Here is a 16,773-nt window from a genome sequence, read left to right on the forward strand (position 1 = left end):
TTCATTTTTAACTGGCAACTTTCCAGGAACCATCTGCTTGACGGCAAGCTTTCCCATAAATTTGCTGGGATTTTCCACCAATCATTGCTCTTGTGATGTATTCTCGGCAAGGCTGGCTGTTGCTGTAATAAGTTCTTGTTGGTTGAACGGTGTAGCGGTAACCGGTGTCTGGATTTTGCCAAACCACCGCTCTTCCGGTTGGTGCAGTTTCCAGAGCTTTTTGCATTTCAAGTCTGTCCAGACGATCCATGGTACGGCCAATATTGCCACCAAGGTATGCTCCTAATAAAGCACCACCGGCAGCAGCAGCAACTTTTCCAGAGCCTCCACCAAACTGGCTACCAATGAGTCCCCCAATAACGCCACCTGTGACAGTACCCACCCCTTCATTGGTCACTTGCGCACAACCGGCAAGAAACATGGATAAAGAAAGAGATACTATTGCTATTTTTTTCATGATTCACCTGAGTATCATTGTAAAATCGGTTGCCATTCTAGCATTACGATTAGATATTATCCATATTTTGTCCAATTTTAAACCTTTATATCTGACGGATGCGGGGAGAAAATTGGCAAAGTAATTCGTAAGCAATGGTTCCTGCTGAAGAAGCAATTGATTCCACTGGAATATGTGGTCCCCACAATTCAACAACATCGCCTACAGCTACGTCAGGAGCATCCGTCAAATCGACCGTTAGCATATCCATGGACACTCGCCCGACTATAGGGGCTTTAAAGCCATTAATCCAAACGGCTGTGTTGGCGGCAATGTGTCTTGGATAACCATCACCGTAACCCACTGCCACAATGCCAATGGTTGAAGGTCTTGAGGTTTGCCAGACGCCCCCATAGCCAATTCGCGCCTTATCTGGATAATGGTTGATAGCACTAATGGCAGAAATAAAACGCATTACTGGCATAAGACCGATGTCTTGCCCCGTTGTTTCAGCAAAAGGAGAAACGCCGTAAAGCATGATGCCTGGACGGACTACCTCAGCGTGAGCATCAGGAAAAGACATAATTGCTGCCGAATTACAGATGCTTTTGGTGAGTTTCACCGAAGGAAGACTAAGCTCATTAAAGAGGCGGAGCTGTCTTTCATTGCTGGGTTCCTTAGGATTATCTGCACAAGCCAGATGAGTCATTAAACCAATTTCAGAATCCACCCATGGGCAATGGCTTAAAGCCTCAATGATTTCATAAATGTCCTGAGTAGGGAAACCCAAACGGTGCATGCCTGTGTTCACCTTCACCCATACTTTAATTTTGCTGGGAAGAGTTTGGTTTAACAGCCACTGTAATTGATGCGGCTGATGAATCACGCATTGAAATTGATGTGTGGAAGCCAACTGCAGCTCATCCGCGCTAAACACGCCTTGAAACAGAACGCAATCACTTCGGCTACCAAGGGAGCGAATGGCCATTGCCTCTTCAATGCAAGCCACTCCAAAAGCATCCACTTGCCCTTCCAAAACAGGAATGACCGAAGCAAGGCCACAACCATAGGCATTGGCTTTCACCATGGCAATGACTTTGCTGTTTGGTGCATAGCGCTTCACTGCATTTAGATTGTGCACTAGTGCTTTGGCATCAATTTGCACACGGGTCGGTCTTGTCACGTTATTCGTCAACTCCCTGGTAGCCGTTAAAAGCCAAATCTTCAAAGCGTGTGTATTGACCAAGAAAGGCCACTCGTACTTTACCGATAGGGCCATTTCTCTGCTTGGCTATGATCAATTCGGCAACTCCTTTGTCAGGACTGTCTTCGTTGTAGACTTCATCCCGATAAATGAAGCAAATCAAATCGGCATCCTGCTCAATTGCACCGGATTCGCGCAAGTCGGACATCACCGGCCGTTTATCCTGACGTTGCTCAAGGCTTCGATTCAATTGCGACAACGCAATCACTGGTACTTCCAATTCTTTGGCTAAAGATTTAAGGCTTCGTGAAATTTCTGAAATTTCAGCTGTGCGATTATCGGCTTTAAAGCCAGGAACTTTCATCAATTGTAAATAATCCACCACAATAAGCCCTAATTGGCCATGTTCTTTGGCCAAACGTCTGGCGCGGGCACGCATTTCAGCCGGCGTTAAAGCTGGAGTATCGTCAATAAACAAGGGCGCTTCGGACAGTAAATGCACAGCGGATGTGACCCTTGGCCAATCGTCGTCTTGTAATTTTCCGGTGCGGAGTCGATGTTGATCAATCCGGCCTAAGGACGACATCATTCTCATAGCCAGGGAATCTGCAGGCATTTCCATGGAAAACACCAACACAGGCCTTCCACCTTGAATGGCAGCATGTTCAGCCATATTCATGACCAAGCTGGTTTTTCCCATAGAAGGACGTCCCGCTACGATGATCAAATCAGAAGGCTGTAAACCCGAAGTTCTTTCGTCGAAATCCTTTAAGCCTGTGGCTAAACCCGTTAAGGCATCGCCATTGTTATAAAGCATATCAATTTTTTCAACCGTTTTGACCAGAATGGATTTGATGCTTTCAGGACCGCCATCCCCTCCTGTTTGTTCACCAATGGCAAATACCTTGGTTTCAGCGGCGTCCAATAATTCAGTTACATCCCTCCCCAAGGTGTTATATGCCGAATCAGCAATTTCATTGGCCACAGTGATGAGCTGTCTTTGCACCGATTTTTCGCGAACGATATCCGCGTAAGCACTGATGTTAGCGACACTCGGTGTATTGTTTGCCAATTCAAACAGATAAGTTTCGCCACCTGCATCATCGAGTTGATGGTTGGATTTTAAAATATCCAATAAGGTTACTACATCAAATGGCTGATCTTTTTTAGCCAAATCACTGATGGCGCGAAACAAAACCCGGTGTTCGGTGCGGTAAAAATCGGCTTCACATAATTTTAAACTGATGACATCCCAAGAATGATTATCCAGCATCAATCCGCCAATAATGGCTTGTTCCGCTTCAGCGGAATGAGGCGGTGCTTTTAAGGTGTTGACTGTGTCTTTTCGAACTTTGATTTCGGCGGCCATAATCGAATAATAATCTGCGAACTGCTGCTATTGTAATGCTGAATAAAAAAAAAGACACACCTGGGTGTGCCTTTTTTTTACATCAACTCAATTCTATTAGCGAACCCAAACTTGCGTACGTCCGAGCATGGACATGCCAACATAGCCACGAACATAGAGTTTGTTGCCTTGAACAGTCATTTTGGCACGATAGACTTTTCCGGTTTTAGGATCTAGGATTTGACCACCGTCCCATTCACCATTGCCTTTATCTTTTAAGCCCCACACAATTTGTAAACCTTGGATGGGTTTATTTTTGAAAGCACCAGGGCATTTGGAGCAAACACCGGTATCACCAGGTTGAGGATACACTTTTACAACCGTTCCATTCAAAGTACCACCAGAGACGTTAAGACGAATAACCGCTCTTTTCTTGCCGGTTTTATCATCAATAGTTGTCCAGGTCCCTGCTGGAGATTGGGCTAATGCAGCGGGAATAAACAGAACAGCTAACACAAATGCAACTAAGGCCTTCCATTGTTTCATGAGAGTTTCTCCATAATTTTTCTCACAAAAAGAATAGGCTATGATGTTCTGGTTTGCAATTGGCTGGAAAAAAAATTTTATCAAAGCCTTAGAAGTTAGAGTTAAACTGAGCGAAGCATTTAGTGATTAGGCAAAGGAGCAAAAAATTGCTCAATGTCTTTCGTGCTTAAATTAATCATTGCATCCCGGTTGTCCGACAATATTCCTTCAAATAACTCCCTCTTTTTATTTTGCATAGCGAGAATGGCTTCTTCCACTGTGCCTGCGGTTATTAATTTATAGACGAAGACAGGGTTTTCCTGACCAATCCGATGACTTCTGTCTGTTGCCTGATCTTCAACAGCAGGATTCCACCAGGGATCATAATGAATGACTGTGTCGGCACGCGTTAGATTTAAACCAGTTCCACCCGCTTTCAAACTGATTAAAAATATAGGCGTAGTTCCTTCTTGGAAGCGATTGACCAAAGCCTGCCTGTTTTGGGTTTGTCCTGTTAATTTAAGATATTCGTAGTTTCGACCTTTAAGCTCTTCCTCTATCAATTTCAGCATGGAAGTAAATTGGGAAAAAATAAGAACGCGTCTTCCCTCTTCCAGCAAACTGTCCAGTAACTCGAGTAAAGCTTTTAGTTTTGCGGAATTCCCATAAGCCATTTCGGCTTCGGGCATTGATAGCAATTTGGGATCACAACAGACTTGCCTTAATTTCAACAGTGCATCCAAAAGGAGGATATGGCTTTTTTCCATTCCTTGTTTGGCAATGGCTTCGCGAATTTTTCTTTCCATGCTCATGCGAATGGCTTCATAAAGGTCCCTTTGTGATCCGGACAGTTCAATGGTACGCGTCATTTCAGTTTTGGCCGGTAATTCCTGCGCAACTTGGTTTTTAGTGCGTCTAAGAATAAACGGTTGAACACGCTTGGCCAAAAGCTGCCTTCTTTCCAGGTCGCCTTCCTTTTCAATAGGATTTTTGAAAAATTGGCGAAATTGTTTGGCATCACCCAATAAACCTGGCATTAAGAAATGAAAAAGGGACCAAAGTTCACCGAGATGATTCTCAAGTGGCGTTCCCGATAGGCACAAGCGATGCTCAGCCTTAATTTGCTGGATAATTTGTGTGGTTTTGGTTCTTGCATTTTTAATGGACTGCGACTCATCCAAAATTAGATAGTAAAAGGAATAATCTAAAAACCGAGACTTGTCTCGCTGAATTAAGCCATAAGTAGAAACGACCAGATCATAATCATCGAATTCGTCAGCGTGCCTGCTTGCGCCATGAAAAACCAACACCTTTAGTTTGGGGGTAAAGCGCCTGGCTTCTTCAAACCAATTTAAAACGAGGCTTGTGGGTGCCACAATAAGATTGGCCCGGTTGACACGTCCTTGCTCTTTTTCGACTTGCAGGTGTGCCAGGGTTTGCACCGTTTTGCCAAGGCCCATGTCATCAGCAAGAACAGCGCCAAAGTGACTTTTCCTTAGAAATTGCAGCCAATTAAGACCCTCTCGCTGATAATCCCTAAGCACCGCATTCAATCCACGGGGCATTTCCACTTCGGGCAAACTTTTTAAATGGCCGAGCTGCTTAAGTTGTTGTCCAATTCGCTCTGAAGCCTGCCAGCGTGCAGAAGCAGCGGCTAAGGCCAACTCGGTTTCACGCATCAACAGCAGTTGATAGCGGGAAATGCGTAAGTCGTTTTGATGTTTAAAATGACGTGTGCCGTACTGCAATAAAAATCGAATGAGGGGCTTTAAGCGGCCTAATCCTATTCGCAATGTTTTACCACCAGGAAGAGGAATTTTTACTTGGACCTGGTCCGACAACTCTTCAATTTTTTGGCGATCGATTTTACCGAGTAGCTCCGCCACTAAAGGCACAATACTAACTGGCTTACCTTCAACAAGAATTCCTAATTCATACGAGAAAAAGTCATGGCCGCTTTCCTCAATATTGGAATACCATTCCACTTCATCGGCATTGACAATCTCTTCATAGACAGGATGTGCAAATTCAACTTGCCAACCCTTTTTCTCCAAGGCAGGAATCAACTGATTATAAAGCCTTGGCAAATCATCCTCCGTCTGAACATGAGTAAGAATTCTTTCTTCGCTGATGTCATAATTGCACCACAATTTCTCCGCAACCGTGGGACTTCGAAGGGATAAAATCTGCTCAATTTCACCAAGGACCGTTTTCTCAAAAATCAAATCACGAGCCATTTCAATCAAACAATGGTTTTCTGCTTTCCATAAAATTTTATGAGGATCTTTACTGTTTATTAAACGATCATCATAAGAAAACAAAACATCAGCAACAAATAAAAAATGCTGATTCATCCTGGAAGGATGCGACGGTTCTTCCGCCAATTCCATGGCATCAAAACGAATCAGTGTATGTGGCTTGATGGCCCGAGTTTGTTTTTCCTTAAAAATAGTAGGGAGGGGAATATCGGGCTGATTCAATTCCATCTCCTTTGCAACAGCGGAAACCTTCTCCAAAGCCACAGGCTCCATATCCAAGGTTTTCTTGAGATGGCTTAGTGCATATGGAAATTTTAATAAACCCAAACGATGTTCGTCTTCATCGAAATACCATACTTTGTCTAGAAATAAAGGCAGAACCTCTTCCCCATCTGCCTTAAGTTTTGGATATTGTTTGCTGTCCTGGTTTAATTCCCAGGTTAAAGCTGCGTCCAAAGACTCGCCTAAATTCAGTTTGATTCCCTCCCTACCATCCAGATAGGCTCTATCGGTTTTAAGAATTTCTTCCAACAATTCGCTGTTACGGATGACCAGTTTCTCAAACCAGAATTGAACGTTGTTCTTTTCCATCAATGCAGGAATGATTTGATCATCAGCCGGTGAAAAATATCGCCTTCGACTGTCAGTGACGCTGTTAAAAAGAGCTTTTTTACCAAAGCCTCCTTTCTTTAGCCGCTTCGCCATGGCTAATTGAATCGAAATTCGGTGCTCATAACCTTGGAACACTGGACTTAGGAAATAAAGGATTTGATAGGAGCTGTCCTTTACGATTTTACTTGTGGTCTTCTCGCGTAAATCAGCGAGCCATGAATCCAGCGACTGATTGGTTTTTTCCTGTGAAGGGGCTGGAATGCTGACATTTTCCCTAACTTGCAAGGAAAAAAGCGCAGCGGCAGCATGTTTGCAATCCAATCGATAAGGGCAACTGCAATGGGCTGCATTTTTAGGCCAAGTTTTCAAATCAATGTGAACATCATAGATTTGACTCGAATGCCCCTTCACACGTGCTTTGAGCAGGCCATCGCTTAAACGGATATTTAATACATGACCTTTCTGCTGGTATTCTTGACCACGCATCAAGACGGTAGGTAAAAAAACATCAGCCATCCGTGATAATGCATCTTTAAGCATAGCGCCCACACTGTTAATTTAAACAGAAAAGTATAAACGATATTTGTCTTTTTTTTGCTATAATTCAGCACAAGTTACAAAATCCATGTCCATCCTCTACTATTAATTAGTATAACAACACAGGAAATTTATAGGTTATATCATGTTTAATAACCATCCTCCTCCTAGTTTGACTGAGTTTAAGCGTCTTAATGCTGCCGAGTCCCTATTGCTTCATGAAATTAAACAGGCTCCTGCGGCAGATAACATTTCTAGAGTTATGCAACTGATTGAAAAGGGATCTTTGGACATTATCGTTAAATTAGCATTTAATGATGATGATTTTCGGAAGCTTTGCAAGAACCAAATTTTTTCAAATGAGTGGTTAAAACTATGGAGCACCTACGGGATAATTCTCACCAATGATCCTGGTAATGCTTTGTATTCGCAAGAAATACCGCATCCTTTTGACCTCCTGTTGGGAATATTCTTCTATCACAAGGCCATCGAAGTGAGTCGTTATTATGAAAAAGATTTCACCAATCTTGAACTAACTTACCTCGAAGAAGCCATACGATATGAATCGATTCATGCCCAGAAACGTTTGAATTTTTACTGGTATGAGCAATTTCAATTCGGCAAAATGGAAAAAGGATTGATTAAAGAGAAATTCCTAATCCTTATTGCTCAAATTAAAAAACTCCATTATTACGGCAGCTATGCTTATGTGATGTTGGCTGAAGCGTTTTTACGTTTTGCAGACTTTCTAAAAAACGATTCCCAGTCGAAAAAAAAATGCTTGAATGCTGCGCTCGAGGCTTGCCAGTATGCAGAAGCAGAAGCAGAAAACTCCGATAAGCTACTCTTTAATGCCAGCCTGGGACGAGGCTTAGGTCATAGCAATAGCTATAATTTTGAAAGTTATGAGCAAATCAGACAATTTATTTCTTCCTTTAACAGGAGTTCATCTGCTGAATCTCACAGCTCAAGACCGCCGAGAATGCTATAAATCCTGAAAAGAAAACCAGAGTTTGGATATGATCCAAACTCTGCTCAATTATTGCTATATTGTGACGGTGATCTCTTCCTGTTCAACTATCTGCCCATTATTAGTCTTTTTCGCCTCTGGTTTTGTAAACACTGAGCTGCTTAGGGATTGCACCAACAGCCCCACGTTAATACCAGGTTTTTCAGGTTTCGTGGAAGGAATTGAAACAGGTTTTGGGATCTCAAACAGATCATCAAATCCCGTCTCAACATCGGATTCATCCTTGCTATGTGCAGTTGCATCCTTGGGAGAAGCCTCATTTTCCAATTCGAAATCTTCATTTCCGAATAAGTTCTCAAAACCCTCTCCTTCCCTTCCTAAGTCAGGCTTAAACTTAAACTCTTTAATCAAGTAACTCATTTTAGCCTCTGGGCTTTGAAGTTGGCTGAATTGCAGCTTATTAATCCGATGGGGAAAAATCTCAGCAACCATGGCTAATGTAAGATAACCATGGAGGAGTAAATCCACCAGCTCAGGATTTTGGAAGAACGCTTTTGTTTTGGCAGTAACCAGTAATTGAGCCACTTCTTTCTGGACAGCCTCTGGATTTCTACCATTGACCTGCATCAAACAAGTGAGCAAAGGTTCACAAGCCCCAAGATTGGCAACAACAATATTAATTTGCGCATTTTTAATTTGAATGTCATGATTTTTGAGGGTGATTGCTTCGAATAAATCATAAGGATTTAAAAATCCTTTTTGCATAAGCATTAAAATGGAATCATTATTAAAAATTTTATGGAAGTTTGGATTTTTCAAACAGTTTTCTAGAACTTGTGCATGATAAAAAGCAAGTTCAAATATCGGGTGGGCCCCCTCTGATTTTGGCGAATCCTTCTCATCAAAATAGGGCTCCTGCACTTGAATTTCAAACGCTTTACGTAAAACGGAGTGCAATAATGGATATGTTTGATAACAGAGGTCAATTAACTTTGACTCAAGCTGATATCCTTCCTGTGCTTCCAAAGCAACAACGGCTTCACCTGCATACTCAGCAGCCAAATAGCGAATGGATTTATTTCGCACTTTGTTTACACGGGCGTCATTAAACAACGTCGATGAAATTTGTTCATCAAAATGATGCTGTACGAGAAGGCTGGCAGGTGTGTCCAAACTTCCTCCCTCTTGATCTTTTACGCTTTGGGTGTATTTAGTCAACATAGTGAAACTTTGTGAATTCAGCACATAATTTGGCGGCATAGAATTCCAGTCAAACTGAACCACTGAAGGGAACGTTTGCAGATTCACTAAAGATTTTAAAAAATTATGAATGTGCCCATCATGAGCCGTCAGCAACAAATGCCTCAAAGTAAATATGGGACAATGGACAGAGTCTGCCTGAAAGTAGTCCTTGCTGCCCACCACCAAAAACTGGATACCTAATTTTTCAGAAATTTGCGCAAATTCTGCATAATAGCCGCTAAATTTTTGATAATGATCCGCAACGAATGCAAAGGGGGGGGAATCGGGTGAGATAAATAAATCCAGGGCGCAGTAATGAATCGCTGCCGGAGTTCTTTGTTGGGCTTTACTGCGGGCACCCACTTCAATAAAAAATTGATAATGAGCCTCCGTCTTTAAAAAACCCGGGTCGTTACTTATTTTTTCATGCAGATAAGCGAGTAATTGATCCTTATGGATTACGATGGCATTTGTCAAAAGCCCTCGTCCATTGTAAAAATCGACTAAAAATCGGATGGATTCTTCACTGGCTATATAGTCGGAACCTGAGTAGGCCAACTCATTTAAATCAGCTGCAATGAGTTCTGAGATGAAACGACGCTTCATTATGACACCTATAAATAAACGAATCTCTATTTTTACTCTATTATCCTTAAGAAATAATTAAATTCAGAGCAGAAATTATAAAAAAATAACAAAATTTGCTTTTAAGGGTCTTTCCTTGAACTGTTTTGCCCGAGCAAAACGCATCATGGTTTTATTCCACCCCGTGAAAACCATGTCCCAATCGACTATGGTTTATTTTAAGACGGTAAAAGTTATAGAATGAGCAAAAAACCATTAAGAATTTAAGCGAATGACAAATCCATTACGTGTACTTTTAGCGCAAATAAACCCCATTGTTGGGGCCATTGAACTGAATGCTGAAAAGATTGTTACCATTATTGAAGAACATCAACTGAAGCATGATGTGATTCTTTTGCCTGAACTGATCTTAACAGGATACCCGCCGGAAGATTTGTTACTGCGTGATGATTTTTATCAACGTGTTGAAGCTGCTTTGGACCTCATTCGCCAATCCACTAGTCAGTGCCACGTCATTGTGGGACATCCTCATCGCGAGAACAAACAGCGCTTTAACGCAGCCAGCATTTTTTACGACGGCAAACGTTTGGCCCTATATCATAAACAGCATTTACCCAATTACGGAGTTTTTGATGAGAAGCGATACTTCAACCATGGCCAAGCGCAACCCTGTGTTTTCTCGATAAAAGGTTATCAATTAGGCGTTTGCATTTGCGAAGACATCTGGTGGCGTGGTCCAGTTGAACAATTGCTGGATGCCAACGTCGATGCCTTTTTTTGCTTGAATGCCTCTCCTTTTGATTATGAGAAACAAACACTCCGTGAAGACTTATTGACTCGGCAGGCAAAAAAAGGAATAGCCATTTTCTACGTCAATCAAGTGGGTGGACAAGATGAATTGGTTTTTGATGGCCAGTCCATGGCTTATGATGAGAAGGGGCAACTTTGCGCCCGTTTGCCTGCGTTTGAAGAGAAATTGCAAACCGTCATTTTGGAGGGGAAGCGCATTTCCGGTACTGTGGAGCCTTTGCTCAATCGCGAGGAATTAATTTACAAAGCCCTGCTGTGTGGAACCAGAGATTACGTCAATAAAAATGGTTTCCCAGGCGTATTGCTGGGTTTATCGGGAGGAATTGATTCGGCGCTCACTTTAGCCATTGCTGCGGATGCTTTGGGAGCGGAGCGTGTCCATGCCGTTCTAATGCCTTCCCGTTATACGGCCAGCATGAGCCTTGAAGATGCTAAAAACCAAGCAGAGGCTTTAAATGTAGAACACAGCGTCCTTCCGATTGAGGCCATATTTGAAAGTTTTCTAAACACCCTGGCTCCTTCTTTTGTCAATTACTCACCCGATACCACCGAAGAAAACCTTCAGGCAAGGATTAGGGGCATGTTGTTAATGGCGCTTTCCAATAAAACCGGCAAAATGGTGCTGACCACCAGCAACAAGAGCGAGACGGCCGTTGGATATGCCACTTTGTATGGCGACATGGCGGGCGGCTTTGCAGTCCTGAAAGACGTATTAAAAACGCAAGTCTATGCTTTGGCAGCCTATCGCAATGCATTATCCGCAATCATCCCTGAGCGTGTGCTGACGCGTGCCCCCTCTGCTGAACTGGCTGAAAATCAAACCGACCAGGATTCTTTACCGCCCTATTCAGTACTGGACGCCATCATCAAAGCTTACATGGAAAACGATGCATCTGCCGAGCAAATCATTCAGGCCGGTTATGCAGCGCCTGATGTTTATAAGGTTATTGCGTTAATCAAACGCAATGAATATAAACGAAGGCAAGCAGCACCAGGGATTAAAGTGTCCCCACGAGCGTTTGGGCGGGATTGGCGACTCCCTTTAACCTCAGGTTTTAAGGAACAAGTTTAGGAGGCGAGCTCATTGCTCGCCTTAACTAGTTTGGATTTGGTTTTTCAGTCTCATCAATAACCGATTTTTCAAGCGACTTGCTGTCTTTGTGGCCGAATAGGCTGGCAACAGCGTACTGACTGACATCCAGTTTCCCAGGAACTTTGCCAGCAACCCTATCCTCGCCAGGATTCGTAGCGTTTATTTCAATGACTGCCACTGGAGTGTGCGATTTTTTTTGCTGACTGCGCTTGCCCAATATTTCTGCTATCTGAGAAAATTCATTCATATTCAATTTGGCTGAAGGCTTAAAACCAATTAATGCTTTGGACAAAACAGCCAACTGCTCTGGCTCTAAATCCTCAGGCTCCATCTCCCATTGCTGCAATAACTCTTTAGCCAGTGCAGGACAAGTATGCATCGCCACTCGAATTCGTTTTTTTAAACTATCAATATAAAATAATTGCCAGCCTTTGCCCTCTTTTGTAATGACAAAAGTAAACGGTTTAAGTTCTACTTCCTCCTGGGCAGAAAAGGCATTGATGGGCTTACAAATCGATTTTTCATTCATTACGCTGGAATTTTTAAGGCACAATCTCAATTTTTCTCTCACCTCGGCAGACAGATTACCGGCCGATAAATGCTTATTTTTAGAAAGAATCAATTCAAACTGCTCCAACGCATCGGTATTTGGCCATTCTTTGATGTTGACCTTGGTGTTACGCCCGCCACGTTGCCTTTGGTAGAGTACCCATTCGCCATTCTGCGGATCGGGCTCGCGCGTCAAGATATAGGTGTCTTTAATGAGCTTATACGGTGGGATGGTTTTCCAATCGTCCGTGGTGATTAGCGCCAAGCCGTGAGTTTTTTTAAACAGGTTTTGAATTTTATTGATCTTTGCTTCTTCGACTTCCCCCCGGATTGACATATGCATGAGGTGGATTTTCAACCTTAATAAACTTTGGCCTGATAATTCGTCCTGTTGCTCAATCCATCTCAGCAGCTCTGAATACTCTTGCAAATTCTTTGCTTTTCCCAAACTATCATACCAGTACAATTCCAGTTGCTTTCCTTCACGCTTTATCACGTAAGTAGAGACTAAAGATTTGCGATCAGACGGAGGATTAACCAGCACCACTGTTTTATTGAGTAAGGATAGAGCAGCCTCCTTGCATGTGACTTTAATGGGGTTAGCCAAGGCGGATTTTTTGAGCACCTCTGCGAACAACTTATTTGAGGCTTCGGATTCTTGAGGTTGCAGTTTGGCATTTAACTCGGATAATTTTTTATACTCGATTTCAAAGGCTTTTAAATATTCACCGAGGTTTGCGTCAATGCTCAAATTGGTCGAGGCACCAGTAAAATCATACCAGCTGATTTGCCATTTTGATTTGGCCTGATTTAAATAATTTACATAGAAGGAGAACTCCTCAGGGTGGTTCATTGCATGGAGCCTGCAAGCTTCTGCATTGGAAAACAGCACAATGCCTGCACTGTCTTTTGGCATCTCTCTCGAAAATCCTTTCAATTCTTCTTCGCGGGAAGAAAGGACCCTTTCATCAATTATTTTGTTTGCCTTTTCCTTTTCCAAAGTGGACTTCATTTTCTGAAGCAGCAATTCTTTTAATGGTGGAATGACAACGGTGTGCAAATACTTTTCAGACTCTTTATCATAACCCGGGATAGCATTAATTAAGGCAATGAACAATCTTGTATTGGCCGACGTGGTTTCCCATTTGCCAGAACTGAAAAATTTTTGGAATTCCTGAATGCGAATGGTTGGATCATTAAAGCGCTGCAGGGATACTTCCGCACTGTGCAAATCATTGCCGCGCTTTCGGCTGAGGCTGAAAACCCAGTACCAAATCAGTGAGTCTTCGCTGGTGTATTCTTTGTGAACTTGTTGAAAGATGTCAATTAAAGTTGAGCCTTCCAAATAAATGCAGGATACTATTTTGTCTGCAAATTCTTCTAAATTATGAATAATTTTTGGCATTTCCTTGCTCCTCGCTCCTTGTGATTCACATCATCTTAACTGATTAAACGGCTAAAACAATCAATCCTACCAAAATTTCACTAATTTTGCTTATTAATAGACAAAAATGGTTTAGTTGTATTCGATTTTAAGACTTATTTGTGAGCTATTCGTCTTCTTTGTTTTCTTAATGAAACATTTAAGTCCTGTGAACAGCAGAACTGCATTGCACTAAAACCAAGAACATGCCAGCATATTGCCTTGCTTATGGATTGCTGCAAACCTAAACAACGATGAATCGTTCCTTTAAATCCGTCTTTTTCATACTGTTTATTCTGGTATTGGCCAGTTATTTCACGTTGTTTTACAGCACTCTGAGCTGCCAATACACGCTGGATTTTGCATCGTTCTATTCTGCCACCTTGGCCAGTGTCAGGCATGATAATCCTTATCAAATATGGCTTAGCACCTATTTACCCGTCACCAAGGAAATTGCTTTAAACCTCAACCCCCCTGTTTTCTTAATACTGTTTCAGCCATTCGCCCATTTAAGTTATGGAACAGGAATCGCCATTTGGTTTTTAATGTGCCTAATTACAGGCTTGGCCGCTGCCTATCTAGTTTTTTACTACGTCTTGTCTAAAGAATCGTTTAGAACCTTGCATGGCTTCCTGGCCATTCTATTTTTAGCCATGTTTTCAAGCATGATTAACCTTTCTTTAGCCCAATTAGGCAGTATTTTATTTTTCTTTTTAATGCTCGGTTACACTTTCTACTTGAAAAGAAAAGATTATTACGCAGGAATGGCTTGGGGCTTTATCATCGCCATTAAACTCTTCCCAGCCTTGTTGTTTTTCCTTTTGTTAAAGCAAAGGAGATTTAGGGTTTTATGGGTAGCTTTGGCAACGGCACTCTTTTGCAGCCTCCTCCCCTTTTTGGTTTACGGTCCTGTGATATATAAACAATATTTTGCCATGATGGGCCAGGTTGATTGGTACGTCGACAGTTGGAATGGCTCCCTTTATGGGTTTCTTTCGAGGTTAAACATGGTTTTGCCAGACCGCGTTTTTAAAGTGCGGTGGCTGCCTTTTCTTTATGCCTCATTGTTTCTGTTGTTGGTTGCGCTGTTTTATTGGCGATTGGGGACTAAAGATGAATACCGCAACCACCAACCTTTTGCTTTGACCCTGGTGATGATGCTTTTACTAAGCCCCCTGGGGTGGGTTTATTATTTTCAAATGTTGCTGCTGCCTTTGCTCCTCACCTGGTCTTACCTGATAAAGGATAAGTATTTGGGGTTTAAAGCGCGGGAAATCTGGCTATTGTCTTTGTTCTTAATCAGCTTTCCAGTGAATAACATGTATTTTAAAAAAATCCATGGCCTTATCGATCTGCTGAGCTTTTCTTCGTTTTATTTCTATGGCTTACTGCTGTTGGGCTATTTGCTGCTAATAAACCAAAACCTAAAAGGGGAGCAACAGCTTGAGTTCTCAGAAGACAATCAGCAATTCATGTTGCTGGCTCTCATCATCATTGCCTTTGGTTTAATCATTCCAAGCACCGGTTTTTTCATGCGCCTGTCCAATGAGTGCGTTTATTAATGCTTGATTTTCAAGCAAACTTCCTCTCAGGCCGCAAGCACTAAAGAAAGATAAAAAGCTGCTTGCAAAATAAAGTCAAATCGCTAACATTGGGTTGCTGTTAATAATAATAAAAAAAGGGATCCCATGAGAATTGCATTCTTTTCTGCCGCGCTGATGGCGTCAAGCCTGGCTTCAGCCGCAGTAGCGATAGATGGCTGGTATGCCAGCGTTTTTGGTGGTTACAGCTATGTACCCGACAACGTTTCTAACACCACTTATGGTGTACTGCGTGCTCATCCTTCATACAACAGCGGTTGGAACGGCGGTGGACGAGTAGGCTTTCAAAGCACGCCTTTAAGGTATGAGGCAGAAGTCACTTACATCAATGCCAATTTAAAAAAATTCAAAATCAATACCATTCGCCAATTCGGGGTTGACGGGGAGTCCACCGGAACCTTTGCCATGGCTAATGTTTATTATGATTTCCCGGAAATGGTTCCTTGCATTGCGCCATTTTTAGGCGTAGGCCTGGGTTATGGCTACATCACCGCACGCCTAAACTCCACAGGTCCAGTTTACGGGGCGGCTTACCCCACCCGCTTTAAAGTTGATGACAACGTTTGGGCATTTCAAGGTACCGCCGGCTTTACCTACAATTTCTCTGAAAATTACGCGGTAAACATCGCTTACCGCTACATTCAAACTGAGCGTGCCGATGATTTTAATAAAGTGTGGCAGGCCCATTTAGCCAGCGTTGGCGCAATTTACCGCTTTGATGGCGCAACTTATCAGTAAGGATGTAAGGGATGAAGACTTATCTTAAATTTGGATTGGCCGGTTTCATGCTGGCCAGCAGTTCGGCATTCAGTGACGTGCCTCCAGATGGATGGTATGGTGGCTTGTTTGGTACCTTGAGTAAAACACCGAGCTTGGATTTTACGATTCCCTATGCGGATTTTAACGAGATTAATACAGGCATAACCCTCTTTAATGCAACATTCCCATTAAATCCAATTCCTCTCTTAGCCAGCCCTTCAGGTTCGATTAAGTATTCTTTAGGCTATGGTGGTGGTGTGGATATTGGCTATCGTCTTTGTGGCTTTCGTTTTGAAGGCGAGCTGCTATTCGATCACAACCCTTACGACAGTTTAACGCTGGGCGGCTATACAGTTACGAACTCAGCTAATGACTCTGCAATCTCCAATTTTGCCATCGGAGGTAAAACTGACTTAGGTGCCGCGTTATTTAATATTTACTATGATTTTTATAATTTTGACGAGGACGTGAGCTGGATTCCTTATGTAGGCTTGGGACTTGGCTATGCACGCGTTCGCAATAATTTTTCTATCCAGTACAATGTCCCTACAGGAGCTTCATCATTCCAGCCTGATCCCAATGATCCATATAATTTAATACCTGTAGCTGGTCAAACCCTTGATTTGGCAACATTTTCTGAAACAACCTCGACTCCAGTCGGCCAACTCATTGCCGGTGTTGCCTATCAATTCAGCGAGAATTTCTCCGCGGGTCTTGATTATCGCTATGTAACAACCAAAACGATAAGCATCTTGGATGAGCGTTTAACCATCCACACCCTCAATTTAAGTTTTAATTTTTGGTTCCCCAATCAGTAAGAC

The 16,773-nt window shown here is 42.5% G+C and carries 12 protein-coding genes; 5 read left to right on the forward strand and 7 right to left on the reverse strand.

Features of this window, described 5'->3' with window-relative positions:
- Positions 1-7 precede the first annotated feature (7 nt).
- The 5 genes from EL203_RS09525 to EL203_RS09545 form a co-directional block, all read right to left on the reverse strand.
- Entirely contained in the window at positions 8-457 is a 450-nt protein-coding gene (locus tag EL203_RS09525) for an RT0821/Lpp0805 family surface protein (RefSeq protein ID WP_058469799.1), read from the reverse strand.
- Positions 458-542: 85 nt separating this feature from the next.
- Positions 543-1,619 (reverse strand): alanine racemase, encoded by a 1,077-nt coding sequence (gene alr / locus EL203_RS09530; RefSeq protein WP_058469800.1) that lies wholly within the window; start codon positions 1,617-1,619, stop codon positions 543-545.
- A 1-nt stretch (position 1,620) separates the two neighbouring features.
- Positions 1,621-3,009: a replicative DNA helicase gene (gene dnaB / locus EL203_RS09535; RefSeq protein WP_058469801.1), complete on the reverse strand. Its 1,389-nt coding sequence runs from the start codon at positions 3,007-3,009 to the stop codon at positions 1,621-1,623.
- A 96-nt stretch (positions 3,010-3,105) separates the two neighbouring features.
- Entirely contained in the window at positions 3,106-3,534 is a 429-nt protein-coding gene (locus tag EL203_RS09540) for a DUF2147 domain-containing protein (RefSeq protein ID WP_058469802.1), read from the reverse strand.
- 119 nt (positions 3,535-3,653) lie between these two features.
- Positions 3,654-6,923 (reverse strand): DEAD/DEAH box helicase, encoded by a 3,270-nt coding sequence (locus EL203_RS09545; RefSeq protein ID WP_058469803.1) that lies wholly within the window; start codon positions 6,921-6,923, stop codon positions 3,654-3,656.
- Between the two features lie 142 nt (positions 6,924-7,065).
- On the opposite strand from EL203_RS09545, the gene EL203_RS09550 reads away from it, so the two are divergent.
- Positions 7,066-7,911 (forward strand): DUF5630 domain-containing protein, encoded by an 846-nt coding sequence (locus tag EL203_RS09550; RefSeq protein WP_058469804.1) that lies wholly within the window; start codon positions 7,066-7,068, stop codon positions 7,909-7,911.
- 54 nt (positions 7,912-7,965) lie between these two features.
- Here EL203_RS09550 and EL203_RS09555 read toward each other — a convergent pair whose 3' ends face one another.
- Positions 7,966-9,738 carry a hypothetical protein gene (locus EL203_RS09555; RefSeq protein WP_058469805.1) on the reverse strand — a complete coding sequence of 591 codons (1,773 nt, stop codon included), beginning with the start codon at positions 9,736-9,738 and terminating at the stop codon, positions 7,966-7,968.
- 250 nt (positions 9,739-9,988) lie between these two features.
- Between EL203_RS09555 and EL203_RS09560 the strand changes: the two genes are divergently transcribed.
- On the forward strand, positions 9,989-11,599 hold the full coding sequence (locus tag EL203_RS09560) for an NAD+ synthase (protein ID WP_058469806.1): 1,611 nt from the start codon (positions 9,989-9,991) through the stop codon (positions 11,597-11,599).
- A gap of 25 nt (positions 11,600-11,624) precedes the next feature.
- Here the strand turns inward: EL203_RS09560 and EL203_RS09565 are convergent, their stop codons facing one another.
- On the reverse strand, positions 11,625-13,574 hold the full coding sequence (locus tag EL203_RS09565; RefSeq protein ID WP_058469807.1) for a hypothetical protein: 1,950 nt from the start codon (positions 13,572-13,574) through the stop codon (positions 11,625-11,627).
- Positions 13,575-13,846: 272 nt separating this feature from the next.
- Between EL203_RS09565 and EL203_RS09570 the strand changes: the two genes are divergently transcribed.
- From EL203_RS09570 to EL203_RS09580, 3 genes are all read left to right on the forward strand, one after another.
- The gene (locus EL203_RS09570) at positions 13,847-15,154 is read left to right on the forward strand and encodes a glycosyltransferase family 87 protein (RefSeq protein WP_058469808.1); all 1,308 of its coding nucleotides are present in this window, start codon (positions 13,847-13,849) and stop codon (positions 15,152-15,154) included.
- A 126-nt stretch (positions 15,155-15,280) separates the two neighbouring features.
- Positions 15,281-15,931 (forward strand): outer membrane protein, encoded by a 651-nt coding sequence (locus tag EL203_RS09575; protein ID WP_058469809.1) that lies wholly within the window; start codon positions 15,281-15,283, stop codon positions 15,929-15,931.
- An 11-nt stretch (positions 15,932-15,942) separates the two neighbouring features.
- Entirely contained in the window at positions 15,943-16,770 is an 828-nt protein-coding gene (locus EL203_RS09580) for an outer membrane protein (RefSeq protein WP_058469810.1), read from the forward strand.
- The last annotated feature ends 3 nt before the right edge of the window (positions 16,771-16,773 follow it).

The sequence above is a fragment of the Legionella jordanis genome (genome assembly GCF_900637635.1).
Lineage (GTDB): Bacteria > Pseudomonadota > Gammaproteobacteria > Legionellales > Legionellaceae > Tatlockia > Tatlockia jordanis.

What these genes read in the sequence shown, in the direction of transcription:
- EL203_RS09525 (WP_058469799.1), bottom strand. Translation starts at nt 457, where the DNA reads ATGAAAAAAATAGCAATAGTATCTCTTTCTTTATCCATGTTTCTTGCC.
- dnaB (WP_058469801.1), bottom strand. Translation starts at nt 3,009, where the DNA reads ATGGCCGCCGAAATCAAAGTTCGAAAAGACACAGTCAACACCTTAAAA.
- EL203_RS09540 (WP_058469802.1), bottom strand. Translation starts at nt 3,534, where the DNA reads ATGAAACAATGGAAGGCCTTAGTTGCATTTGTGTTAGCTGTTCTGTTT.
- EL203_RS09545 (WP_058469803.1), bottom strand. Translation starts at nt 6,923, where the DNA reads ATGCTTAAAGATGCATTATCACGGATGGCTGATGTTTTTTTACCTACC.
- EL203_RS09550 (WP_058469804.1), top strand. Translation starts at nt 7,066, where the DNA reads ATGTTTAATAACCATCCTCCTCCTAGTTTGACTGAGTTTAAGCGTCTT.
- EL203_RS09555 (WP_058469805.1), bottom strand. Translation starts at nt 9,738, where the DNA reads ATGAAGCGTCGTTTCATCTCAGAACTCATTGCAGCTGATTTAAATGAG.
- EL203_RS09560 (WP_058469806.1), top strand. Translation starts at nt 9,989, where the DNA reads ATGACAAATCCATTACGTGTACTTTTAGCGCAAATAAACCCCATTGTT.
- EL203_RS09565 (WP_058469807.1), bottom strand. Translation starts at nt 13,574, where the DNA reads ATGCCAAAAATTATTCATAATTTAGAAGAATTTGCAGACAAAATAGTA.
- EL203_RS09570 (WP_058469808.1), top strand. Translation starts at nt 13,847, where the DNA reads ATGAATCGTTCCTTTAAATCCGTCTTTTTCATACTGTTTATTCTGGTA.
- EL203_RS09575 (WP_058469809.1), top strand. Translation starts at nt 15,281, where the DNA reads ATGAGAATTGCATTCTTTTCTGCCGCGCTGATGGCGTCAAGCCTGGCT.
- EL203_RS09580 (WP_058469810.1), top strand. Translation starts at nt 15,943, where the DNA reads ATGAAGACTTATCTTAAATTTGGATTGGCCGGTTTCATGCTGGCCAGC.